Source organism: Nitrospirota bacterium, from assembly GCA_016195565.1.
Taxonomy (GTDB): Bacteria; Nitrospirota; Thermodesulfovibrionia; order Thermodesulfovibrionales; family UBA1546; genus UBA1546.
The window spans coordinates 37,937-63,395 of the sequence record JACPZK010000006.1; the positions used below are offsets into that span (position 1 = coordinate 37,937).

The following is a 25,459-nucleotide window of genomic DNA, read 5'->3' on the forward strand; positions in this document are numbered from 1 at the left end:
AGAGGCTATGGCGAAACCAACGAGGAAATGATAATAGTATTTGAGAAGTTCGCCCGAGTCTGCCCTGACTAAGAAAAAGGACCATCATCGTGAAGTTGTAGACGGCATGCAGCAACTTGAGATATGCGATTATCTGCCCGCTCACCATTTTTCAGACTGGACCTCTTCCCGACTATACACTTTGACTGGTTCACACCGGTAGGCTATCAATATGGCAACGGCTTGTCAATATGGCAAGAACGCACGTTACTCATTATGAGACAAAAAGAATAATTCCTGATATTGGAAATTCCTCTTCAGGATTGGGAATATTTTTCAGCGTTAAGCTATAATCTATTATCTCAAAAACAGCAGTTGATCACGCCAACAGTTTCCTATGCGTTCTCGCTTAGAAGCGCTTACTTTTGGCTGTGAACTCTGTGGTTAAATGTTTTTTCAGGATTATCAAAACCATGGAGAAAACGAATACAATGCGATTTTCGAAAAAAACGAACCTTAAAGGATTTTTCTTTGCAGCCTTCGCTCTACTGCTTTTCCTTGTTACTTCACCGGCCTTCGCAGGAGAACAGGAGCTTGGAGTAGACAAAGCAAAGGGGCACTGGACTGTTTCAACCGGTTATGGAGTCACTCACCCGGGACTCGGCGCCACGGAAACGAAGGTAGAAACAGCGGAGCTCATATTGAGCTACGGGCACTTTTTATCTGAAGAAGTCGGTAAATCATGGTATCGCGGAAGGCATGAGATAATCGTTGAACTGCCCCTGCATTATGTTGTCAGCCCTGAAACAACGCCGATGGTCGGCATCACTTTTCTTGCATGCTGGACCTTTACGGCCTCGAAAACGCTTACCCCTTACATCTTTGGGGGAGGCGGGTTAGTATACACAGACCTCAACGTGCCTGAACTCGGAAGAAAGCTCAACGGCACCCATCAGGTCGGAACGGGGTTCCATTATTTTTTCAGGAAGAATACCAGTCTGGATTTCAGCTACCGGTTTCATCATATCTCTAACGCCGGAACCGCAACGCCCAACGGACCTCTGAATTCGAGCAAAATACTTTTCGGCATCTCTTTCTTCCGCTAATGCACTCCCCTTTTTAATCTAATTTCTCGAAGGCTGTATTCACATACATCTTTCCGCAGCTTTTCCGTCTTTCCGGCAGACGAGCAGTACCTCACTCACCAACTCGGTGTCGATCATCCGGGGGAAGAGTGCAAGCTTCTTCTGAAAGCGCAATCCCAGCGACATAAATACATGGCTATACCACCACATCGCCTTCTTGCGCCGATGTGTGAGGAACCACATCCCGATATCGAGCAGGCGCGACGATTTCGGCTTCATCCCATAAATAGCGCTCTGCTCCACAGTGTAGCCGTGCTCCTTGAGCTTGGCGAGCAGGCGCTCTGGTTCGTAACGGCGCCGGTGCCCTACGAAGTCATCGAATGCCGTCCACTGCGATGTGTGAAGCGGTACTGAGAGGAGAAATGCTGCGCCGGGAGCAGCCACACGTGACAACTCGGATAACGCACCATCATCATCGTCAACATGCTCTACAATGTCGAGGGCGCAGACGAGATCAAACATGCCATCAGAAAACGGAAGCGAGGACACGAGGCCAGAAACTGCGTTTGCTCCACGTGCGCGCAGTTTGGCAATTGCCGGCTCGCTGCTATCCACGAAGTATGTATCTTTGAGAGGGAGCCTGGGCCTCAGGCCGGGTGCTACTTCAAGCTGCTTATCCGACGGAGAGACAAGTGAGCATACGAGCGGCCAGGTGTTGAAGCGCTCGGGTTCGATCAAATGCGCGTCTGTCCACAGCGGATCGTAAAACCGGCGGTTTGCTTCGAGAAGCTCAGGGTCAGTACGATTGTGCAAATGGGCTGGATCCATCTATCCCTCCTTTTTTAGTTTCTGTTTAAGTTTCATTTCAGCTCTTATTCGAACTGGTTTCTTATCCTCAAAAACGTTGGAAGGTTCTTTATAATCCTGAATGTGCTGTCTGGACATTTAAACATCAAAGGCCAGAATTTCTTCATCCAGTTCTTTCCTGTGTAAAATCTCTTAATGGCCTGCCTGTGAAGTTTCTCCATTTTCTCTTTGGATTCTATTCCCTTAGGAATAAAGACAAAATTCATACAGTTCATTAATTCCCATTTCTCATCGAAAGTCCCCTCTTCATGGATCGTCTTATAGGCAGGAGAGCCGGGAAAGGGCGTGAACTTGGTAATGTTCATATCATCAAGCCTGAGTTCTTCGATAAAATCAGTTGTTCTTTTTATGGTCTGCTCGGTCTCGCCCGGAAGCCCCATCATAAAGAGACCCTTGGCCCTCATGCCGTTTTTCTTTATCCGCCTGACCGTGTCCCTGATCTCATTCAGTGTCACCTTTGCTTTATGCCTTTCAAGCAATCCATGGTCTCCGGATTCCATCCCTATACTCACCATCCATCCGCCGGCGGCCTTAAGCGTCTGAAGGAGTGCGTCGTCTGCATGCCCTACCCTTACCGCACAATTGAATGTCATGTGCAAAGGCTTTTTTCGGAGCAGCCCGCAAAACTCCTCCACCCTTTTCCGGTTAAAGGTAAAGAGATCGTCATAGAAGAAAATGTGTCTTACCTTGAAGTCCTTCTTGAGAAGGGCCATGTGCTCATAGAGATATTCAGCAGAATTAAACCTGAAACTCCTGCGAAAGACAGACCGGTCGCAGTAGGAACACTGATAAAGACAGCCTCTACTGGAGATCATTGAGGCGCTTGGGGACCTGGGATAATTGAAAAGAGGAGGTTCAAAATATTTCGGAAACCCTTCAAGTTTGCTGTATGTTGGAAATGGAAGGTCATCAAGTTCACAAAGTTCAGTCCTGAACCCGCAGGATTGGATGCCCTGAGCACCGCGTGAGATCATACCCTGTATTGCAGCTGGATCTTTTCCATCCGCCAGTTCAGTCATGGCGAGCTCTCCTTCGCCTGTCACAAGAAAATCGATTAGAGGAAAACTTTCAAGTATCTTCTCTCTTAATGCTGAAACATGGACTCCGCCGAAAACGATCTTCACATCCGAAAGGACCTTCTTGATCTCTTTTACCAATTGGTATGCGCCCGGGAAGCTTGATGTTGTGGATGTAAAGCCGATAATATCGGGCTTCAGGGAAATGACTTTGTTTATAAGATCAGCAGTCCCCTTGTCAGCCCTTCCGCGGCAGTTGTAAATATCAGCATCAAATCCTTTTTTTATAAGATAGGATGCCACAAAGAGTATGCCCATCGGAGCGAGACGCACAGCGGTTTCAGTGTCATCCCTGCGGCCTTCTACCCAGTTAGAACCGAAAGGATTAATGAGAAGTATTTTCACGCTTTACCTTTCCGCTTGCTGTTTTTGGCAATGCATCCACAATTTGAAAATCCTTGGGCACTTTATATTGAGACATTCTATGATAGCAGAACCTGCGCAAAGCATTCAGGTCAATGCTGCTGCGACTATTCTTCAAAACAAGCTTCGCTACAGGCAGTTGTCCGTACTGTGGGTGGGATACACCGTAAACCATTGACTCTTTTATGAGCGGGTATTCGTTAAGTACGGATTCCACCTCAAATGCAAAGACCTTCATGCCAGCGAAATTAATGACATCCTTTTCCCTCCCGACAATGGTCAGATTGCCATTATCATCAATCCTGCCGAGGTCTCCTGTTTTAAACCAGCCTTCTTTCAAGATACTCTTCCCGTTCTTCCATGGTGAAAAATAGGCATTAAGCATTCCCTTTCCTTTTATGTATATTTCACCAACTCCGTCAGAGCCCTTTTTAAATATCTTTATCTCATAATCTGGAAGCGGCCTGCCTACAGACCCCCTGTTTTTTTTGTCTGCATTAAGATTCATGAACGGCAATCCCACCTCAATGATGCCGTATGCCTCACTCAGTTCAAACCCGAATTTTTCAGAAAACTGCTCTGCTATTGCGTCAGGGAGTTTCATGGCAGTCGAAACTGCCAGACGTACATTACTGAGCGACTCAGTGGAAAGGAGGTCAGAACGTGCCAGGAGATTATAGTGAAAAGGCGAGGCGTAGATAAATGTACCTTTATGTTCTGTGATGCCTTCTATCAATGCCTCAGGAAAACGCTGACTGCATAATACAATAGTTGCGCCTCTTCGCAGAAAAAGGAGTATTGTCACCACAAAATGGAAACTCATCGAAAGCACCCAAAGCACTGTATCTCCAGAAGTTATTTTAAGCCCCTTATCTGCAGCGTCTGTCCTTTCGATTATCGCCTCATGCGAAAGCACCACTCCTTTGCTTGCACCTGTAGTGCCGGAGCTGAAACGGATGAATGCGGGATTTAATTTATAATATTCGCTGTTGTCCAGTTCAGGGATGTCTCTCTTAATTATCTTCAATTCTTTTTTTAGCAGTCCCCCTGACAAAAGATTCTCCGAACCTTCCTCCTCAAACGTCCCCTTTTCGAATATCAGATAATCAAGAGCGATCCTGTCAATGATATCTCTTATCTCATTATCAGACTGTTCAGGAGATATGGGGACGATCACCGCGGACAAAGAGAGGACTGCCATGCTCGTTGTCAGATAGTCAATTGAGTCGCCGCACAAGAGACCCACCCGGTGGAATTGGCCCACACCTTTTTCCCTGAGAGAAGACGCTGTGATATCAGCGCAGGAGAAAAGCTTCGAATATGAAATCACCTGATTGTCTTCAATCACCGCTGTTTTATCGGCAAAGTCCCGGGTCTCCTTTCTAATTGTATCGAAGATGTTCATATCACCTTTTATCGTAGTAATCCCTGTGAATTGCACGAAGGGCAAAGATATATTTTGTGCCGTTTACTATCGCCCTTATCACTTCATGAAAAGGCGTCTTCACCTTATTCACTCTCAGAGGATTTGTGGACCATGCAAGCCTGTAGAGACGGGCAAAATGCGCGTAGAACCTCCTGATATCAAGTTTCGTAGGCAGCAGTGTATGCATGCAGTCATAGAAGAGATAAGGGTCGCAGATAAATTCCTCTTTATGCTTATGCCACAGCTCAGTACCGGGTGATGGCGAGAAAACAGTAAAAGATACCTCAGCAGGCCCGATGTCCATTATCGTTTTTTCCACGCTCCTGAAATCCTCTACAGAAAATGAAGGGTCTACCATAAGACTGGCATGAAGTGTTAGCCCTATCTCCTGAAGCGTTGATACCGCTTTTTTGTTGGTTTCAACAGAGGTGAGTTTCTTGTAATTTTTCAGGCGGGTTTCATCCATAGCCTCGAGCCCGACATAGACCATTTCAAGTCCTGCCTTTTTCCAGAGCCTGAACATATCAGGATGCCTTACTATCGTGTCAGCCCTTGCCCAGCTCACAAACTTCTTTTTAATCCCTCTCTCTATAAGCAGCTGTGCGACCTTTGTCATCCTCTTTTCATTCAGAAACGTCTCGTCATCAACAAAATATATATGCTCTTCCTGAATATTTGCTATCTCGTTCACAACATCTTCAGGATTTCTCTCAAGATACTTCCGCCCCATTATGTGATGTACCACGCAGAAGGCACAATTAAATTTACAGCCGTACGAAGTCCTGACAGATGCCATACGCGGGAATATGGTATCCAGCTTTCCATCAGGCGCTGAAGTCCAGACAGCAAAATATCTCGACCGCTCTACAAGATCCCTACGGGGAAGAGGAATCTCCTCAACCTGCGGATAAGTCGGCGGTTTGGCAGCTGCTTTTTCCTGAAAATCCTTATCCAGCCTTGAGAGCGAAACGTATCCAAAATAAGGTGTTTCACCGGCTTTTAATCTTCTAATAATCTCCCTGAAGGTTGTGCCTCCTTCACCCCTGACTATAATATCTATATCATCCACTGCATAATCAGCAGGAGCTATTATTGCATGAATTCCACCTACAACAACTATTGTAGAAGGGTATTTCTTCTTCACAAGTTGTGCCAGTTCCTTCACCCTTGCAGACTGATTGCTGTATCCGGTAAAGCCTACGATATCCGGCTTGATCTCATCCAGTCTTTTGTGGAAAACTTCCATCGGCTTTTTTCCCAATGTCATGTCATATATCGAAACAGAGTCTTCTGCCGGTATACCGCCTGCAACGATCTCAAGTTCAAGAGGCTCAAGGTGGAGAAATTCGTTCAGCCTTTTGGCAACAGTAAGATACGGATGAGGCTTCACAAGAAGAATGCGAAGAGGCCCCTTTGTCTTCAATCGTGGTATGTTCTTTTCATCTGACTGCTTCTGCTTCATATCCGGCAAAGCCTCCATTTATAGATGTATTTATATTTTATTCTCTGATAAAAGGTAATTTCCATGCTTGATCTTATTGGCTGCTGCCATACCCGCCTGCTCTCCGAGAGATATACATGTGCCCATCACCCTTGTGGACCCGAGCGCCTCGCGAGAAACTGATATGCACCGGCCTGCGCATAACAGGTTTTTAAAACCCTTCACCTTCAAACAACCAATGGGTATTTCATAGTAATCGTCTTTTGGAACATATTTGTAGATCGTCCCTTTATTTCTGTCCCATATCTCAATAGGCCATGAGTTTTTCACAATGCCATCAGAGAATTTCCTCGCACTAAGGATGTCGTCTTCCGTGAGTGTATATTCACCCCTTATCCTCCTGCCTTCCCTCTGCATTACTGCCTGAGAGGTCCCGGCAATATAAGAGTCTTTAAACTGTTCAAGTCTGTCCGCCAGATATCTGTGCACGGACAATGCATCCGTTATTGCTCTTTGCCTGCCTTCAGGACCATCAGCAACAACCACGCTTATTTTCAGATATCCTTCATCCGGAGCATCTCCGGGAGAGAGAGTTGAAAATCTCAGATAAAAAGAAAGCACTTTTTTTTCAGATGCTTCAGCCAGATAAAAAGGCACCTTTATCTGCAGGGTTTCATCGTAGTCCTTGATTCCCTTAATGCGCAGCACATATCCTGCAAGCTGAAGTTCTTCAGGCAATGATATATCGAAGTCTGCTCCAGCCAGCGTAGAGACCTCTCCGTTGCCTGTGCAATCTATGACCACACCGGGAACAATGTCATATTTGCCTTCGGAATTTTCAACTGTGATGCCCGTTATTTCTTCATCTGTTATTTTTACTAATACAACAGTTGTATTTGAAAGGACCTGCAGTTTAGATTCTGCATTTAACAGTGAATCAAAAACAGACCTGAGGTCTTCCCTTGAGTAAGGCAGGACATAGACCCTCCCTATTTTCTTCACTTTATTATCTGGATAGAGTTTATTCAATAAAGAGACTACCTCCTCTGCTATTCCTTTATTAATCGTTTCAACAGGCATAGTGTCTCCATTGAGATAAAGGCCGCAGATATGCCTAAGCAATCCAGAATAGCCGATACCCCCCAAAAAACCTGCTCCCTCGACAAGACATGTACGCGCTCCCTGCCGCGCAGCTGCCACAGCTGCAGCCACACCGGAAACTCCGCCGCCTGCAACAAGGACATCAGCATGTGTCTTGATCAAACAGAGGCCTCCAGTTTCTCCTTTACAGTTGTTGTAAGCATAAGGAGCTCCTCATCCGACAACAGCCCGTCGAGATAAGAGATAACAAAGTTCAGCCTGCCATTAAAATAATTGAAAAAGAAACCGAGCCCTGGCGGGACAGGGACACGCGGTGTATGGAAAAGGTTTTTTATTCTCCTTCCCATGAATTCAGATATCTCATTCGGCCTCTTGCCAAGATATGAAAAAAGGAAAGATGCGGCTTTTCCCCTGAAATGCAGATAAAGCACTTTCCCCAAAAAAGAAAGGGACGCTATGCGAAGCAATGCGCTCGCATCAGCAAGGTCTTTAGGCAGTTTGGCCTTCACCTGTTCAAACATCTGGAGCTTCACAGATTTCATTATATTTTTAAGTTCACCTGCATCTTCCGCCGGGACTTTAAAAAAAAGATATGAAACATGGTTCAGAAGCAATTCCTCCCTTATATCATCGCTCGTCCTCATATCTATCGTTACAGGTGCCATGTAATTGTCAGCATCTATACCCCTCTCTTTGAAAAGCTCATGCACTGCCTGCATGACAACAGAAAGCAGGTATGGCATCTCCATTAAATATCCTGCCTCGCTGTACGCCTTATCATAGATATTTTTTGTATCATTAATGTTAAATGAGACAAGGTTAAATTTAAACCCTCTTTCGTTTCCCTGTGGGAGAGGTAATGTGTCAAAGAGGGGCATGGATAAAGAAAGCATCTTGCGGTTAACGTTTCTGCCTGCATAGAATTTATTCATCCAGTCAGAAAGGTCTGCGGGAGTTGTCAGGCGGATACCTTTCAAAATATCGGCAATCTCTTTCCCTGATGAATACTCTAAAAAAAGTTCGAGAAATGCCTCTGCTCCGCGCGCATCGAACAAGCGGTGATCAAAAGTCATTGCAAAGAGGCTCTCTTTTTTCCCGTTCTGAATTAGATGGAATGCAAGATGTTCATTCTCTTTTTTAAAAGGCCGGTTTGCAGCCTTTCCGAGCAAAGAGAGGATATCATTACCTGATGCATCTTCTTTCAGAGTATAAACACTAAGATCCAGATCAGCAGCGATCTTTTCCGGAATTCGCCAGTATGGGGTAAGATTGAAATCACGCTTTACACTTCCATGAAGCGCGGGGAACTCTCTCACAAAAACACCAAGCCGCTGCCGTAAGAGTCTTTCGTCAAGCATGGAATCCAGCACAAGAACTATCTGGGACATGTTGCCTGCACAGGTAATGGATTTCATCATATGGTCAATAGTGTTTATCACCCAGTCCTGGCCGGAAAGATACATTCTGTTTTTAGATGAAGGAATCACAAAACCCATGATTAAAGCTTTTTGCTGATAAAGGTTGCCAGCGAATTTATTGTCTCAAAATCCTTTTTCGTTAAATCCAGCTCAACAAGATTAAGTTTAAATGTCTTCTCTATGAACACAAGCACTTCAACAAACCCCAGCGAATCAAGCCCCAGTTCTTTAAAGGGTATGTCAGGAGCCATGGAAGACCTGTCAATGGACATTATTGCAGAGATACCCTCTATTAATTTTTCCTCTACATCATTTTTCGTCATATGATTGCTCTCTTTTCCGATTTAACGTCTATCCATAAACAAAGATTTTGTCATTCCCCGGCTTGACCGGGGAATCCAGAACATGTTGAAAATCATGGATTCCCGCCTTCGCGGGAATGACGAATTTTATACTGTCTTTTTATGTACTTCTAAGTAGATGAACAATGACATTTTCAGCAAGGCAATTATATCCGATAGAACGTATTAAATCAATTTTGGCAGGCCTGCTGACATCAGCCAGATTCAAGCCTTCAGAGTTATCAATTACAGGGGTTGCATACTGCATCTGCTTTTTTATCATCAGCGCTCCTGCTGCGCAGTTAAAGGCACTGCCTGTCATCGTGCTTCCGAACAAAGGTGAATAAGCAGCAGCAGGTACTTTTAAAGAAAGAGCTTTCAAATATGCTTTTCCATCAACCATTCCGTCTGCATCTATAATGTCAATGTCAGGTAATTCCCAGCTCTCAGGATTGCGGTTGAAATCTATATCAGCAATCCGGCAGTATGCATTTTCTGCGGATCTGCCTGAGACCAGGAAAAAAACACTCCCTTCGCCAGGGACAGGATTAGAAGGAGCGGAAAAATTAAAAGGTCTTATCTTTCCGTCTGCGGAGCTGCCGGATTTTTTATCAAAAACATATCTCATCACTTCGCCGCAGACATCAACTGCCCCTACAAGAACATGGTCACAGCAATTATCATTTATCCAGGTCTGCGCAAGCTGAAGCGCACTCTGAAAAGAGAAGAAAAACCGGGTGACTGTTAGTGTCGGTCCTGTTATATCAAGCGCACAAGCAATATATGATGCAGCAGCGTTATGGACTGAATTTGAAAATGTTATCGGTGATACCCCGACTTCACCGTAATCAATGATATCATCAAGAAAATCAAATGAGGTCTGGTGAGCGCCAAATGCAGTTGAAAGGATTACGCCTATCCTGTTTTTCTCAATATCAAGGCCGCTGTCTTTGATTGCATCGGATGCTGCTATAACAGCCATCTTGCTGAACTTGTCAGCCCTGCGCATCTTTTTTAGCAGGACCTTGTCCTCTATATACTCAGGCTTTACTATATAAGCCAGCGTTTTTTTATTTATGTGTGGGATATCATACTCGGCAGGCCTTTGCCATCCATCTTTCAACACATTCTCAAAAGACAAAATGCCCCTGCCTCCGCTGAATAATATACCTATGCCATGAACATTCATTTATTACAATCTCCCCAATAAAAGCGCTGCGTTATTTCCTCCAAAGGCAAGGGATGTTGACAGTGCGAACCTTCCATTAATCTTTGTCTCTTTCATCACAGGCATAACAGGGATTGAATCGTCCTTATTCTTAAAACCAATGCTCGCAGGTATCCAGCCCTCGCGCAGGCCGGCGGCTGTAAAAGCCGACTCAAGCCCTCCTGCTGCTCCAAGAGTATGTCCTGTAAAACCCTTTGTCGATAACATTTTAATATCATTTCCGAATATCCGTCCAAGCACTTTGCCCTCAACCAGATCATTATCTGTCGTTCCCGTGCCATGTGCATTAACAAAACTTATTTCAGAGGGTTTTATTCCAGCCTCTGACAGCGCTTTAATAATAGAAGCCTCAAGCCCTGCGCCATCAGGCTTTGGAGCAGTAAGATGATAAGCATCAGCTGATGCTCCATAACCCATAACACAGATATCTGAATATATATTTCTGGACTTTGCAGAATCTGCTCTTTCCAATATCAGGACACCTGCTCCTTCTCCTAAATTCAGTCCCTTTCGGTCACGATCAAATGGCGCGCACAAACCCTGATTGACAATACCAAGGGAACTGAAACCGCAAAGAGGGACCAGATTTAATTCATCTGCTCCGCCTGCTATGGCAATATCGCAAAGACCGTTCTTAAGCCATGAGAAGGCCGCGCCAATAGCGTCAGTGCCTGAGGAACAGGCGTTAACCACGGTCAGTGCAGGCCCACGAGCCTTGGTCTTGCGTGCGATGAATTCAGCGACATTGCTCTTAAGGTATCTGTCCGCCACTTCCATCGGAGCATCGCCGGTATCACGATAAGATTTGTAGAATTCAAGATCATTAAGCTGGCTTGCGACTGTTGTGCCTATACAAACACCAACGCGAAGTTTGGTTAAATCTCCGAGAGCTGCATCTTTAAGCGCTGCATCAACTGCGCATAAGGCCAGACTCAGCGTCCTGTTTTTCCCGATGATAAATTCATCAGGAATTTGTTTGACTTCAAAGACCGGGCATGTCAGAGAGGTATTAAAGATCGAGACAGGCCCGGCATTTCTTTGTCTTTGCCTGAATGAATCAAGTGTCGCTGAAATACCTGTTCCGGCTGCGGATATAACTCCGAGCCCGGTAATCAGGACGCCGGTATTTTTCATTTAAACTCGCCTTCGTTCATTTTATATTATATATGTCCAGCCCTTGGTCTATTGTTACAATCTTCATATCTGGATAGCTGGAGTGCGCATAGTCGATGAGTTCTCCAAGCTCTTCAATTTCATTGTATAGTATTTCAATTAGATAAGAGGTCGCCCCGCTGGCTTGACCAGCGATGGTGTCTCCTGTATGAGGTGTTCCTGATACAGGGACATAATACAGCCATGAAAAAAGCTCTTTGCTGTATCTGCCTCTCGCACCTGAAGGGCTGAATAGGAGTTCTTCTCCGGGCAGGAAAGAGCCGCTGTTGCCGGGAGAAACTCTGACTTTGATATCGATATTATGATGGTAGATGATAAGCCATTTCCTCTCAATAAACGCTATGTCGATAAGCGCCTTCATCTTTTTTGTATTGTGGCTGAAGGAGTAGGATTTAAGTTCATATCTGTCCAATTCTGCAGGGTTCAGCATACTCCGTCCTCCCCTTGCAGACCTGTAATATTTGCTCACAATATCTTTAACATGACTGTTATTCTTATTATAAGGGTAGACTATGTTTTTAACTTTGATACCCAAGCCTTCAAGAGCTGCCTTCGATGCAGATAATTCGGATTCGATCTGCTTATCATCAAGGCTTTTAAGGTCAGGATGCGACACAGTATGGCTCATTATCTCGAAACCATCATTCTGAAGTTCCTGTAGCTGGGAAATGCTCAGATGATTTTTCGTGTTTAACCAGCCTGTAGTAATTGCAAAACCTGCTGTTGCATTATGTTGTTTAAATACCTCTTTTGCAATAGAATAATCCGTATCGTTCCCGTCGTCAAAAATAAAGGTGAGCAAAGGGACAAACCCCTTTTCCTGAGAGGAATCTTTTCTGCCAAGGCTGCTGCAAGAAGATATCAGCAAGACAGCTATGACAAAGGTTATAAATTTCTTCATTTTATTCTTTCAAATACACATGGCAATTTTAAAATAAATTTCCACTAAATTGTAACCGCATCCTGTCAGTAATACTTCTTAATAAACTTGTCTTAGCGTATAAGAATACTGAAATTCAGGAGCAGCTGTGATAGAAAAACAATATACATTCGTTTATTATGTGTTTTAAGTCCGGTCCTTTGACGGTGTTGAAATGATTTTTCAAGTCAACATAGCCTTGAAGATGTCCCCCCTTCTGAATGAGGAGTTCTTGCCAGAGATTTTGATTCTTCTTTTAATACTGCATCAATAATATAATCACAAACATCCTCAACGAAATAAGCGCCATATTTCGTCAAGTTTATGGCCCCGCCCTCCTGCTTAAGACACCCATATTCGCTAAGCCTTGAAAACAGCGAAGAAAAAACATCAAGGGGGTCCGCAGTAAATCTGTCCTGGAACTGCTTTATATCGAGGCCTCTTTTCACTTGAATGTTGAGCAAAAGCGACCGGTACATTTGCTCTCTTGGCGTAAGAGAAATATACCTGCCGATAGGCAGCCCCTCCTTTCTGATAATATTTGAATACACAGAAAGCTCTTCATGCTTGTCGTAGCAAATCGTCTTGGTATACGATCGCGCCCGTGAACCGAGCGCTATGATAGGCATTTCCTTTAACCAATGATATCTGTATCCCCATTGTTTATCATCAGTGAATCGTCCATTTTGCTCATATCCATTTGCGCTCATCCATTCTTGTGTTATACACACCATTTGAAAAAGCGTGTCATTGTCAACAACAAGGCCGGGATTGTCCTTATACAGCTTGACAACAAGAGGGTTTACTATTTCATGCCTGATATATTCGACTGAATCCGGACGTATCCCTCCTAATATCTCAAGATCTTTTTTTACACCTTCGATAGTCTGCCCGGGAAGTCCTGTCATCATATCAATGTTTATTGACATACCAGCGTCCTGAACATCTTTAACAATCCTTTCAATCTGGCCCTCGGTATTTTTCCTGTTACACAGTAGAAGCACCTTTTGGTCAAAGGTCTGACAACCGATACTTAATCTGGTTATGCCGATATCACCTAATTCCCTTATTCTTTGTTTGTCAGACAAAGTGGATGGATGCGCTTCAGAAGTAACACTACAGTTTTCAGATAAATCTATACATGATGAGAGCTTATTCAATATAAGCTTAATATCATAGTTAGAAAATGATGTAGGGGTCCCGCCGCCAAGATATATGCCTTTTGCCTTCTTGCCCTTAAAAAGTCCATACTTCGATAAAAGTTCAATCTCTTTCAGTAAATTAATTAAATAATCCTCTTGAGCTTTCTTATCTGTCTTGTGAGGGAAAGAATTACAGAACAAACATTCAGAAAAGCAGAAAGGGAGGTGGACATACAACAATATTTCTTCTTCTATCAAACTCTCTTTTACTTTTTCAAGAAAGCTGTCTACCTGTGATGGTGCAAGTATTTTAAACCTGTGAGGAATAAACAGGTCCGGCTGGCTCTTTGTGTAATCTGCAGAACCATAAAAGAGTTCATTTCTTATGACGTTTAGCACTTCATTTTCTTCCATACGATCAAACTCACCCATGTCTGAACCTTAGGTCTTGAATGTTAATGTTTTAAGTCCGGCCTTTTGTATTCTCATAAACATGGTTCGCAAGGGTATCTATGGAATAAAATATTTCCTTTCCCTTATTCATGTCCTTCACCTCAATGCCAAAATTACGCTGGAGAAGCACGACTATCTCAACAGCGTCAAGGGAATCGAGACCAAGACCTTCGCCGAATAAAATTTCATCATCTTTGATGTCTTCAGGGTTAATATCTTCGAGTGACAGGTCGTTCACAAGCATCTCCTTTAAATCCTTCCTCAATTTTGCCAATCCTGCTGATTTGTTTTCTTCCATCGCCACACCCCTTACATTTGATATTTAAATTTATTGTATTAACTCTTCCCTTCCCATATATCGCCGAACACAAACCACTGGAACGGATACAGCGCAGCATAATTATCAAGCACACCCGCAAACTCCTGAACGCAGTTCCTGACCTTTTCATTTTTTTCAGTCTTTGTGCCTTGAACAGGCCCGATAATATGAGATACGTCTACGATATATTTTTTCGCGGAAAGTCTGGCAGACCAGAGAACAACTACCGGACACTCAGCAGCTGCCGCTATGCTGAAGGCCCCGTGAGGCAGTTTCACCCTGTCTCCCATAAGAACTGCTTCCGTGAAATTCTGGCCATAGCTGCGGTCTCCCATGATGGATACCAGGCATCCTTGATCAATCACACTCATGATCTCAACAACTCCTCCAAGAAAATTCTCCGAGGAAATAATCCTGATGCTTCCCTGTTCACTGTCGATATTGAGGGCATCCTTAACTGCGGCGTTCTCTTCAGGCCTCATCACTAAATAAACCGTCCTGCCCAGTTTTTCGAGCGCTGTCATAGCCACCTGCCAGTTACCGACATGAGCGGTAAGCAGTATGATCCCCTTGCGGCTCTCCCCTAAAAGGGAGTTTAGTTTATCATATCCGTTGAGTTCGATGTCAAACCCGCCCAGGCCTGAGATAAGGTAGTGCCGATCTATGAGATTCTTACCCTGGTTGATAAATATCAGGTACACTCCCAGTATCCGGCGCAAAAAACCGTATCCCCTGAAACGTCTTCTGATATAGGCCATACTCGAGGCCACAGCAGAACGGTCAAACGCCAAATAATAGAGGCCGACAAAATACAGCAGGCCGTATGCTCCAGACAGGCCGAACAACCTGAGGGCAGCCCTGAAGATCGCCATCCCCAGCCTGTTCCCCCTCTTTTTTATTTCCTCTGTTTTACCCGGGTTCATTGAGACCCCTTCGCCTTCTGAAGGCAGAGGCCACAAAATACACAACGCTGCCCGTAAGAAGCGCGGCAAGCGGCGCTACAATAAGAGACCCCAGAAACCATTCTATCAGTCTGTCAGAGAATTGCTTAAACACTGTCGCAAAAGATATATCCGAAAGCCAATGGCCCCAGCGGAGGAAATAACCGACCTCGATGCAAAGCGCGGGGACAAAGGGGGGCATGCAGATATGCTGGGCATTGACCGCAACAACTTTATTCAGTTTAAGCTGGGTGGCTACATACAAAATTACGATCGTATGAAAAAAGAAGATAGGCAGCACACCGAAGAAAATACCCACAGCCGCCGCAGAGGCCAGCCCGCCAGGCGTTACGTTTTCCCTTAATGACATTTTGATGAACTTTCCGGGGTGACGCAGCAGCGATAGTTCAGTGCCTTTTTTAACAACAAGTCTTTTATGAGGGAAAGGGAGGAGGCGTCTTCCTACAAGCATTGCATGTGTATGCGAGATGCGAAGATTATCCAGAAAAGGCCTGAAACTCGATACCCTTTCCTCTGGTTTGGGATAGTAAACACTAATCGGTACTGTTCTCAGACAGAGCCCTGCCCAGACCGCCCTTGCCAATACCTCTGCCTCAAAATCATAATGCGAGCCCCTGAACTTCATCTGCCTGAGATGCTTTATTGGATAGGCACGGAACCCGCTCTGACAATCATCGGTATATACACCTGTTTCAATGCGCAACCAGAAGTTTGCGAATTTTCTTCCGAACCGGCTTTTTTCCGGAACGTTTTCAGTGTTGAAATCCCTGCTGCCGATAATAACAGAGGCATCATCTTCATTGATGAGGGGAAGGAATTTCCTGATATCTTCAGGCTTGTGCTGCCCGTCTCCGTCAATAGTTATCATGTACTTTCCGCCGCGCGAGTCTATATATTCCGCCGCAGTCAATATGGCGCGACCCTTGCCCATATTTTTATCGTGTTTCAACAGAACAACATCAAGACCGGACAATAGTTTTGAAATATCTGCATCATTACTGCCGTCGTCAACTACCAGCACATTCTTCAGGATTGAACGGCAGCCTGAAGCAATGTCCCTGACTGTAGCGCCATTGTTATAAACAGGCACAACACACCAGATATGGTCCGTAAAGTTATTGGCCTGCAGCATGCCGCTCCCTTTTTTTAGCCTTTGCCCCGGGAATCAGCATGTCCCACATTGTTCCGGAATAGCCCAGTTTATGAAGCATCCTGAGACTGCTGTCCACAGCATCAGGAGGAAAAATACAATGCCTGATCTTTGAGAAGGCCTCAGTCAGAGTATCTTCCAGCCATTTTCTGTCAACCAGTGGAGAGATATAGTAAACCGGTTTCAGCATACCGTTGTCAGGAGAGAGCAGCTTTTCTCTTAATGCTATCTGCGCCAGTAAGGTATTGGGCAGAATTCTTATTCCCATGAATATGAATGATACAGATTTTTCGAGTCCCTTAACATTCTCTATACCTTCATAGACAGTCTCTTTTGTCTCACCGGGGCCGCCGAACATAAAATAATGTGATGTTGCTATTTCGTATCTGGCGAACAGATCATTGCATTCTACAATGTCCTGAAAAGAGAATTTCTTGCCGAGTTTGCGCAAGGTAATATCACACGCAGCATCAGAACCTATTTCAACAGCAATAAGGCCGGTCGCTTTCATCAGCCCTACGATTTCATCGTTCAAGCCCTCTGGTTTAAAAAATCCTGTCCAGGGAAGATTGATGTTTCGCTTTCTCATCTCCTCTATCACATCCAGATACGCCCCTTCAGAGTCATTGAATACAGAGTCAATAAAGAAAATATATTTTGCCTTGTGCTTGTCCCTGAGCAATTCGATATCATCGACAACCAGACGCGGTTCTCTTTTGCGGATGCTGTCTCCCTCCAGAACAGGATAGGAACAGTAAATACATTTTTGCGTACATCCGCGTTTTGTCTGTATCGAGGCTATATTTCCGCTATGAAGATAATACTTCATCAACTCGTCGTCATACCTGGCTGAAACAATCTCTGCCCCCGTAAGCCTTATCTCCGGGCCTATCAGTCTTTCCTCAGGATATATCCCCGCAGCAGCATTATCCGCAAAATTTATTGCCAGCCTTTCACCTTCTCCTACGATACCGTAGTCCGCGCCTGTTTCTTTTAATATTAATTCCGGAACAAGTGAAAAGCCTGCACCACCGAGTATAACCTTTACCTCAGAGACTTCTTTTGCCTTCTTCACAATTTCCTTCACGATATCTATGTAGTACTGCTCATTCATGAAATTGACGTTATCGATGTTCCGGACCGAAATACCTATCAGCCCGGGACCGAATGCCCCAATCTCCTGCGCGAGTGCATCGAGGGAATTATTCTGCTGAAGGAAATCAAACTGGCGCACCTCATGGCCTGCCCCTGCCAAGGCAGAGGCTATCATACTCAGGCCGAGCGGATATATAGGGTATGGAGACATGGTTATATTAGATGATATCAGGAGTATCTTCATTCGGATCTCTCTCCTTTTTTATTCCCCTTCCAGCCATCGCCCCTGAGTCTCGTCCGCTTATATGTGCCTTCTGCCTTTTCCTTTTCGAGCACCTTTAAAAAAAGCTGTGCCATCCTTACTTCCTGACTGCAGTCTTTGTAAAAGGTATTCCATGCATAATAATACATCTCCTGCAGTTTATCTACGCTCATCAGTGCCGGCTTAAAGACCACCTCTCCGCCTGTGTAATGTACCCAGTCATTGTGAAGCAACCTTCCTTCGTCTTCCAGTGTCTTCCTTATGGGAGTGTGCGGGAAAGGAGTCAGAATGGTAAACTCGGCAAGGTCAAGATTTATCTCAAGGAGGAAATCCACAAGCCTTTTAATATAATCCTCATCGTGATTATCCATACCGAGGATTATCGTGCCCTCAACCCCTATGCCGCGCTCCTGAAGCCGCTTCACACGATTTCTTATATGGTCAGAGGTGTCAAATATCGCCTGATATACATACCAGCAGCCGGCCTTCACAGCCAGATCCAGTATCTCATCATCATCCTTTATTGGATGAGATATCCATTTTTTCTTAAGCGGTATAAGGGCACGGAACAATTCCTTCTCCCAGTTGTCATCCTGCGCCATAGAATTATCCACAAAAAATAAGCGGTTATTATTTATTCCTTCAAGTTCTTTTATAACTGAATTTATGTCCCTTGGCCTGAACTTCCTGCCTCCAAGAAAAGGAGTGCAGCAGGGAAAGCAATTGAACCTGCACCCTCTGGAAGCGTGGATAAGGTCGACCATCTGCACCCCGCGGTAGTTATATAACTCCCGGTCCAGAATACTTCTTCTGGCCGGACCTATCAGCTTTGTATCAGGGAAATCCATCAGGTAGTTGTAGACCTTCTTTAATTTCTTGTTCTGCAGATCTGATATAACCTCTCCAAAACGGCCCTCTGCTTCACCGAGGAAAACAGAGTCAGCGTGCTTCATGGTTTCTTCATGATGAAGCATTGTCCCAATGCCGCCGAAGATGACAGGTATACCCTCTGCCCTGTACCTGTCAGCAATCTCCCAGCCTCTCGGTATCTGGCAGGTGAGCATAGCGGATATGGCAACAAGATCGGCCTTTTCTTTAAAGTCCGGTTCCTGCACATTCTCATCACAAAAAGATAGCTCTATGTTGTCCGGAACAGCAGCCGCAAAACAGACCGGGCCATGCGGAGGGAGATGAAACTCAGTCTGCCTGCTCAACTTAGGCCATTTTGGATAAATAAGTTTTATTTTCACTTTTAACACTTCCCTTTCTGCATCATTAAAAACTCTTCTGCCATCTCAAGCAGGCTAATTTCTTTTTCTATTACAGACATTGCTTTCGAAATGTCACATAAGACCGGGCTCTCAGGTATAGGATTTTTTTTGAAAACAAAATACATTGCCTCATCTTTGTTGTTTATGCCGGCCACAACCGACTGACTCTCTTTAAGCAGCAGCATATCTTCAGCAGTCCTAATCACGAGCGGCAAAGTCTCGTGACCTGAAGTCATATAGAACAAAGGCCCCTGAAGGCCGAAATGTATAGCAGCCTCAGCAAGAGGACTGGTTGGAAGCGTGTAAATAAAGAGATTGCCGCGCGACAATTTTCTGCCGCTGACCAGATAGTCCTTAAAATAATCAATGTCTGATTCAAGAGAACCGTCAGTATTCGTGCCTATAATTCCCATATCCTTTTTATTGTCAGATGAATATGAATCACCTGCATCCTTCAGCGCAAGTGCAGCAGCATAACAGACCATCTTCGAAACATTATCCAGCCGCCCGAAATTCTTGAAAGGATACGAGAATATCCCATTCCTCGACAGCCCGTCGAAAGAAGTTGTATCACTATAACGAATACGCATGTCTTGCATTACACACATATACTCCTCTTTATCTATCCATCCTATTCCGCAAAGCGCAATCATCCTAACACCAAAGCAGCATTTATTCCGCCAAAACCAGCATTAGTCATAACACCGATTGAATTATCAGGTATCAAACGCTCACTGGTTGAAACCCATCCTTCAGCATCCATGTCAGCTTCTTTTAAATTCACAGTAGGAGGTACTTTTCCATCTCTCAGCGCCCGCATCGCAATTATCATCTCAACAAGACCGGAAGCAGCCATAGTATGGCCTATTCCTCCTTTAATAGAATATACCGGCTTTTTATCTGTGAATACAGCCTTAAAGGCCCTCATCTCCATCGAGTCATTATAAACCGTGCCTGTCCCATGGGCAGAGATGAAACCAATATCTTTATCATCAGCGCCGGCAGACAACAGAGTTTTTTTTAAAGCTAATATCAATCCCTCGCTGCCGCGTGCAGGCCCGGTCATATGGTTGGCATCATCGCTCAATCCCCATCCGAGCACCTCACCTGTTATCTCTCTGTTTTCCTTGCGGGCCCTCGCTTCGCTCATAAGCAGCACAAAAGCAGCAGCCTCTCCAACGCTCAATCCGTTTCTGTTTTTATCAAAAGGCATAGCTGAAAACTTATCAAGCGCCATGAGTGAAGAAAAACCTGAAAAGACAAATTCAGTCACACTGTCACATGCAATAACAAGCACGCATTCCGTTCTTCCGCATTTTATCATTGCACAAGCCCCGGCAACTGCTGCTGCTGCAGAGGAGCAGGCAGCTGAAATAATCATCCCTTTATCCTTTGTGCCTGCAATTGAAGAGACCTTTTCGAGAAAAACGGACTGGCTGTTTCCCTGAATATTGTTTTGGCCTTTCAGTATCTTCTTTTCCAAAAGGTCTATCTCACCTTTTGTTGAAGCAACTATAAGACTGGCGTCATCAGGGATTGCTTCCTTATACTTCTCGAATAAAGAAACGAGCATCTGCTCAACCAATGAGTTTTTTCCAAGATACTCAAGCCCTTCTATAGTCGCCGCATATTCTGATTGAAATGCACTCGCATCAAATCTTCTTAATTTTGAGATAGCTGTCCGGCCTGCAAGGATATTTTCCCAGCAGGCATCTGTACCATTGCCATATGGTGTGATCATGTCACTGGCAACAGCAACAACCTTTATTATGTTTTCTGGAATTCGCCTGCTCTCCACCTGTTATGGCACCTCTCCAGTAATGCGGGTAAGACTATGCATGCCTCCCCGGTTTTTGCATCGGTCAATAATTGCACAGTATATCCTGACACAGCAAGGGTCCCGTCCATTTTGTAAAGACCATATTCCGTATTCAGCCTGGCGCCTTCATGCCAGATCAGTGAGGCCCTGGCAATAAACTCCTCGTCAAGAAAAAGGGACCGGTAGTAATCTATATGTAATTCGACTATCGGGGCGCGCAATCCTGTCTCGTAGAATTCCTTATATGTAAGCCCGCATATCCTACCCAACAGCTCAGCAGCTTCTTCAAAGTATAAAGGGTACCTTCCGTACCAGACAATGCCCATAGGATCAGCTTCGCTGAAATGAACGCGCCTCAGGCGCTCAGCAACAATAGGGGCAGGTGCGTCATCGCCTGTTTCAAAATAAGACTTTCTCTTTCTCGGTCTCATCGTTTTATTCTTTCCCCTGATCAAAACTGCCTTTTAATTTCATCTCAGCCACGGCCTTGCCATTCCTGCTGACAGACGCCTTAACCACAAAAGCACTGTTAGCGTCCTTTATCCCGCGGCAGACGCAAATGATTTCTTCAGAAGGAAAAACAGGAGCAAGGAATTTTACAGATACTATCTCTTTAAGCAATACTGATTTCCCCGTATATTTTTCTATCATCGTGGTGACACACTGTATCTGGCAGACACCCGGCAATACTTTCTCCTCCGGGAAATGTCCCTGAAAGCCGAGAAAATCTTCAGGGAATATAAAATAGGCAGTCAATACCCCTTCGTCCCCTGATCCCAGTCCGGCCATGTATTTTTCTATTTGTTTTTTTATACTCAATCCGAGATTTCCTTTAGTCTTACTATCAGTCTGTAGCCGTATTTATAATTCTTTAAAATAGTCCCGCCAGGATATATCTTGCCGTCCCTGCTTTGATATTCATAAAAAGAAACCCGCCATACAGGGCTCCCGTTCTCATAATATGTTTTTTCCTTTAAATATTGGTCCTGTCCTGAGAAAACATATTCAGCTGTCCCTTCTCCTTCTTTCTGCCTGAAGACAACAGCGAATTTCTCCTTTGTTGCTTCAGCCCAGTCTGAGGGAACCAGGTCAAAAGATATACGTTTGATATCTTCACCTACCGCCTTTGTAAAGTTGCCCTTTGAAGTAAATTCCGAAAGGGCAAAGCTGGTATTTATACTGTCCTTGTCAATTGATATTTCGAAAAGCTTCATTCCCATCTGGTTTATACAGGCAAGGGTACAGGTCCTTTTCGCGGTATCAACATCTATAAATCCTATGCCGGAAAATGTCCTCAAATTATACTCAAAGACAATTGTGTTTAGCAAACGGGAGCGCTCAGGAAGACTGCCTTTAAACCTTTCTCTTACAGCAGCAGGATCAACGGAGGCATAAGACTGATCAAGCTCTTTCTGAAACGAAATGCTCTCGCACCCGATTATGAGGAACAGAATGCAGAGAATTACAGCTCTCCCAACTAATGACATTAAGCTCATGCGCCCTCCTTTTGTTTCCGTGTTGACAGCATAATGCAGAACGCGGGCACAACGAACATAGCAGAAAGGTATCCTGCTGACATGCATATCACCATCGCCATACCGGTTGAAGAAAAGGCCGGATGTTTGGCAAAAAGCAGGGCGCCTGCACCGATAATGTTTGTAGCAGCAGACATAGAAACGACAAACGCGGTTCCCATAGTTAAATTATTCCTGTAATCATATGTTCTGCCGATACCGTAGTCCACTATAACACCGCTTGTAATGATCGCTGCAACAATGTTCACCACATTGAGAGGAAAACCAAGGAGCGACATAAGACCGGTTAACCATATCATTCCGGTTAAAACAGGGATGAGGGCAATAGCAGTCTCCCTGATGTTCCTGAAAAATAAATACGTCAGGACAATATTGAATATTACAGCAAGCGGTATAAGGAGCTTAGCTTCCTTTGCTGTGAAACTTGATATTGATTCGGACATGGCACGGCCTGAGACAATGAACGATCCCGGATAATCCCTGCTCAGGTCTGACATGGTTTTTATAAATTCCTTTTCATCAGGGAAAAATGACAGCATCCTGTATCCCTCAGGCCTTTCCTGAACAAACCTCTCTTTTACATTATCTATGAACCCGTTATTAACATTGTTTTTATCCACAGCTTTATAAAGGTTATCAAAAAAAGGAGAAAAGGCATTTTCTGAAAAATCGTACTTCCCCGACTCACTCTTAATTAGAGCTTTAAGCCTCGCCTCCCTTCCCTGCTTCCAGAAATTATTCCAGTCTTCAACATTTTTTCTTCTCGTCTCTTCAGAAGACCAGAACATGGCCAAGCTCGAAAAACGCTCAGTATTCATGGATTCTGCAACCCTTTGGAATATTGCGTCATTTGTTTTCATCGCCTCCTCAAAAGTACTGCCAGTAACCACAAAGATCGCCTGTCCACCCTTCCCTCCCCAGACCTCATGAAAGCTTTTTTCTGCATTTATCACCTCAGGCTCACTTCCGTCGAGCTGTTTGATATCACTTTCTATTCTGGTATTCAGTGACAGTATCGCAGCAGCAACAGTCAGAATAGCCCACAAGCCTATGCTCACATTTCTCAGCTTCGGGTTTTTTTCGAGCCTGTCCGCTATCCTCGGCTGTTTTATCTCAGGACATTTTTTCCAGGACAAGGTGAGGGGCAGGATAAAGAGCGCAAATAAGAGGGATATTACAATACACAGTATTGAGAAAAGGGCCAGTTGGTGGTATCCATGGATTTTTGAGAAGTAAAGGACATAAAATCCGAATGCCGAAGTTATAGCGTCAATGCATAAAAGTTTAGCGAGCTTCAGTGCCCGGGATGAGTCAGCGCCTTTTCTTGCTGAAATATAGACCATGAGGCCGTAATCAACAGAGATACCTGCTATCGCAGTCCCGAATCCGATGACCAGATAGGAGAGTTTTCCTGCATAGACACTCGAAATATTGATCGCTATGGCTACCGCAATAAGCGGAATAACATATACCAGGACAACTCTCATGTCCCTGAAGACAGCAAAAAAAAGCAGGAGAAAAACGATAGAAACCATGATCGACAGAAGACTGATATCCCGCTTAATGACCTTCTCGTTGCTGACAGTATGCCGGTGCCCGCTGATTACATCCGCTGAGATATACTTTGGTAACCGCCCGATATTTTCTTCAAGTGCAGCCAGAAGCCTTTTGGAGTTAGGCCCGTCCGTTATCTTCACCGGCGTCTGAATGATCAGCATCGCATGACGGCCGTCACTGCTTATAAAATGGCCGTCTTCAACAGAGACGTCATACCCCATAGAAGCAGGAAGTGCCTTCAGCTTTTCCATGAGAATGAAGTTTATGCCGAGCGGGTCTGCCCTGTATAATGGCGTCATAAACACGCTCTCCGGCTTCAGAGACTGTATATAGATCCTCTTTAATTTTTCTGATACTGATGCAGCATTTATAAGACTGTCAATAGAGGAAAGGTCTTTCTCAGTAAGGATCTGGGGGGCATAATTCAAAAAAAAACCATCCATCATATTCATGACGGAAAACCCTGTGGTCACCTTAGTGAATAGAGGGGGAGATAGAGAGGCAGCCAGCTGATCTACTGCATTAAAAAGGTTCTTTTTTCCTGCATCATCAGTTGTGAGTGAAAAAGATACGATGATCTTGTCGGACAAATTTGAATCCCGCAGGAAATTCATGCTGCGGGTAATCTCTTCATCGGGCGGAAGCATCAGATCGATGTTGCCCTCGTAATGCACAAAGAAAAGCCCGGCTCCGGCTGTGATGTTAAGGAGGATTATGACAGAGAGAACGAACTTCTTGTTGGCCTTCAGGAAATCAGACAACAAAACAAAATACTTATCAAACACGCTTTACCTCAAAAAATCTGCTTTCAACAGGCATGTCCAGCTGAGTATTGGAAAACTCGATAGTGGTCGTATCTCCGCTCATTTCATCAATCATTATCTTTCTGAGATATTTTTCATCTTCCCTGAACGTTATCGTGATGCTTTTGATCATCTTCTTTGCGATGTTCTTATCATTTGGGACAAACTCGATGACCAGAGGATGCTGCTGGAGTATGCTTACGTTATTGTCATCCATAAGAGCCCCGTATTCCCCTGAGAACCATACTGATAATTGGGTTATGACGTTCTTAAATATCGGGTTCTTCGCAAGAGACAGCTCCTGTACCTTGTTCGTATCTTCATCCCATTGCCGGATATATTTATCTGTGATGACCACTGAATATTTCACGGGCTTGTCAACATGCCAGGCCAGCATATTAGGCTTCTGCATATAGATGCGTCCGCGCAGGATTATCTTCTTTTTGAACATCGCCAGATTTTTTTCCTGTACAAAATCCGTCTTGAGGCTCTTGAAGTTAGAGACTTTTTTCCCTATCATGCGAAGCAGTTCTTTAACCTCCGCTGATTTGGCAGAGAGTTCACCTTTGCCGCTGTTTCCTCCTGCAGTCTCGCAAGCGGCCTGGTCAAAACTGAAAACAGGCAGGAAGAAAGCAAGGGACATTATAAGAAGAAAATTTATTATTATTTTCATT

The 25,459-nt window shown here is 44.5% G+C and carries 24 protein-coding genes; 1 reads left to right on the top strand and 23 read right to left on the bottom strand.

The window, feature by feature from the left end:
- Positions 1-470 precede the first annotated feature (470 nt).
- Positions 471-1,085 carry an acyloxyacyl hydrolase gene (locus tag HY035_02215; protein ID MBI3377204.1) on the top strand — a complete coding sequence of 205 codons (615 nt, stop codon included), beginning with the start codon at positions 471-473 and terminating at the stop codon, positions 1,083-1,085.
- A 39-nt stretch (positions 1,086-1,124) separates the two neighbouring features.
- On the opposite strand, the gene HY035_02220 is transcribed toward HY035_02215, so the two are convergent.
- The 23 genes from HY035_02220 to HY035_02330 all read right to left on the bottom strand — a co-directional run bounded on the left by HY035_02220 (position 1,125) and on the right by HY035_02330 (position 25,458).
- A complete protein-coding gene (locus HY035_02220; GenBank protein ID MBI3377205.1) occupies positions 1,125-1,892 on the bottom strand; it encodes a class I SAM-dependent methyltransferase in 768 nt (255 codons plus the stop codon).
- Positions 1,893-1,936: 44 nt separating this feature from the next.
- The gene (locus HY035_02225) at positions 1,937-3,352 is read right to left on the bottom strand and encodes a cobalamin B12-binding domain-containing protein (GenBank protein ID MBI3377206.1); all 1,416 of its coding nucleotides are present in this window, start codon (positions 3,350-3,352) and stop codon (positions 1,937-1,939) included.
- A complete protein-coding gene (locus HY035_02230) occupies positions 3,333-4,775 on the bottom strand; it encodes an acyl--CoA ligase (GenBank protein ID MBI3377207.1) in 1,443 nt (480 codons plus the stop codon). The genes HY035_02225 and HY035_02230 overlap by 20 nt, the downstream gene beginning before the upstream one ends.
- Position 4,776: 1 nt before the next feature.
- Positions 4,777-6,258 (bottom strand): cobalamin B12-binding domain-containing protein, encoded by a 1,482-nt coding sequence (locus tag HY035_02235; protein ID MBI3377208.1) that lies wholly within the window; start codon positions 6,256-6,258, stop codon positions 4,777-4,779.
- Positions 6,259-6,288: 30 nt separating this feature from the next.
- A complete protein-coding gene (locus tag HY035_02240) occupies positions 6,289-7,500 on the bottom strand; it encodes an FAD-dependent oxidoreductase (GenBank protein ID MBI3377209.1) in 1,212 nt (403 codons plus the stop codon).
- The gene (locus HY035_02245) at positions 7,497-8,834 is read right to left on the bottom strand and encodes a hypothetical protein (protein MBI3377210.1); all 1,338 of its coding nucleotides are present in this window, start codon (positions 8,832-8,834) and stop codon (positions 7,497-7,499) included. Before HY035_02245 ends, HY035_02240 begins: the two co-directional genes overlap by 4 nt.
- A gap of 2 nt (positions 8,835-8,836) precedes the next feature.
- Positions 8,837-9,079: an acyl carrier protein gene (locus HY035_02250; GenBank protein ID MBI3377211.1), complete on the bottom strand. Its 243-nt coding sequence runs from the start codon at positions 9,077-9,079 to the stop codon at positions 8,837-8,839.
- 139 nt (positions 9,080-9,218) lie between these two features.
- Positions 9,219-10,286: a beta-ketoacyl synthase chain length factor gene (locus HY035_02255; protein MBI3377212.1), complete on the bottom strand. Its 1,068-nt coding sequence runs from the start codon at positions 10,284-10,286 to the stop codon at positions 9,219-9,221.
- Between the two features lie 3 nt (positions 10,287-10,289).
- Positions 10,290-11,459, bottom strand: coding sequence for a beta-ketoacyl-[acyl-carrier-protein] synthase family protein (locus tag HY035_02260; protein ID MBI3377213.1), 1,170 nt, complete (start codon positions 11,457-11,459; stop codon positions 10,290-10,292).
- A gap of 16 nt (positions 11,460-11,475) precedes the next feature.
- Entirely contained in the window at positions 11,476-12,399 is a 924-nt protein-coding gene (locus tag HY035_02265) for a polysaccharide deacetylase family protein (GenBank protein MBI3377214.1), read from the bottom strand.
- Positions 12,400-12,605: 206 nt separating this feature from the next.
- Positions 12,606-13,973, bottom strand: coding sequence for a radical SAM protein (locus tag HY035_02270; GenBank protein ID MBI3377215.1), 1,368 nt, complete (start codon positions 13,971-13,973; stop codon positions 12,606-12,608).
- Positions 13,974-14,022: 49 nt separating this feature from the next.
- The gene (locus HY035_02275) at positions 14,023-14,310 is read right to left on the bottom strand and encodes an acyl carrier protein (GenBank protein ID MBI3377216.1); all 288 of its coding nucleotides are present in this window, start codon (positions 14,308-14,310) and stop codon (positions 14,023-14,025) included.
- Between the two features lie 38 nt (positions 14,311-14,348).
- Positions 14,349-15,254 carry a hypothetical protein gene (locus HY035_02280; protein ID MBI3377217.1) on the bottom strand — a complete coding sequence of 302 codons (906 nt, stop codon included), beginning with the start codon at positions 15,252-15,254 and terminating at the stop codon, positions 14,349-14,351.
- A complete protein-coding gene (locus tag HY035_02285; GenBank protein MBI3377218.1) occupies positions 15,241-16,425 on the bottom strand; it encodes a DUF2062 domain-containing protein in 1,185 nt (394 codons plus the stop codon). The genes HY035_02280 and HY035_02285 overlap by 14 nt, the downstream gene beginning before the upstream one ends.
- Positions 16,409-17,770, bottom strand: a complete 1,362-nt coding sequence (locus HY035_02290; GenBank protein ID MBI3377219.1) for a lipid biosynthesis B12-binding/radical SAM protein — start codon at positions 17,768-17,770, stop codon at positions 16,409-16,411. Before HY035_02290 ends, HY035_02285 begins: the two co-directional genes overlap by 17 nt.
- A gap of 8 nt (positions 17,771-17,778) precedes the next feature.
- The gene (locus tag HY035_02295; protein MBI3377220.1) at positions 17,779-19,050 is read right to left on the bottom strand and encodes a cobalamin B12-binding domain-containing protein; all 1,272 of its coding nucleotides are present in this window, start codon (positions 19,048-19,050) and stop codon (positions 17,779-17,781) included.
- Between the two features lie 2 nt (positions 19,051-19,052).
- A complete protein-coding gene (locus HY035_02300) occupies positions 19,053-19,679 on the bottom strand; it encodes a hypothetical protein (GenBank protein ID MBI3377221.1) in 627 nt (208 codons plus the stop codon).
- Between the two features lie 41 nt (positions 19,680-19,720).
- A complete protein-coding gene (locus tag HY035_02305; protein MBI3377222.1) occupies positions 19,721-20,869 on the bottom strand; it encodes a beta-ketoacyl-[acyl-carrier-protein] synthase family protein in 1,149 nt (382 codons plus the stop codon).
- The gene (locus tag HY035_02310) at positions 20,839-21,321 is read right to left on the bottom strand and encodes an acyl-CoA thioesterase (GenBank protein ID MBI3377223.1); all 483 of its coding nucleotides are present in this window, start codon (positions 21,319-21,321) and stop codon (positions 20,839-20,841) included. The genes HY035_02305 and HY035_02310 overlap by 31 nt, the downstream gene beginning before the upstream one ends.
- A gap of 4 nt (positions 21,322-21,325) precedes the next feature.
- Positions 21,326-21,709: a hypothetical protein gene (locus HY035_02315; protein ID MBI3377224.1), complete on the bottom strand. Its 384-nt coding sequence runs from the start codon at positions 21,707-21,709 to the stop codon at positions 21,326-21,328.
- Complete coding sequence (locus HY035_02320) at positions 21,706-22,386, bottom strand: DUF3261 domain-containing protein (protein MBI3377225.1); 681 nt, start codon at positions 22,384-22,386, stop codon at positions 21,706-21,708. The genes HY035_02315 and HY035_02320 overlap by 4 nt, the downstream gene beginning before the upstream one ends.
- Positions 22,383-24,767, bottom strand: coding sequence for an MMPL family transporter (locus tag HY035_02325; protein MBI3377226.1), 2,385 nt, complete (start codon positions 24,765-24,767; stop codon positions 22,383-22,385). Before HY035_02325 ends, HY035_02320 begins: the two co-directional genes overlap by 4 nt.
- Positions 24,760-25,458 carry an outer membrane lipoprotein carrier protein LolA gene (locus HY035_02330; GenBank protein MBI3377227.1) on the bottom strand — a complete coding sequence of 233 codons (699 nt, stop codon included), beginning with the start codon at positions 25,456-25,458 and terminating at the stop codon, positions 24,760-24,762. The genes HY035_02325 and HY035_02330 overlap by 8 nt, the downstream gene beginning before the upstream one ends.
- Position 25,459: the final 1 nt, after the last annotated feature.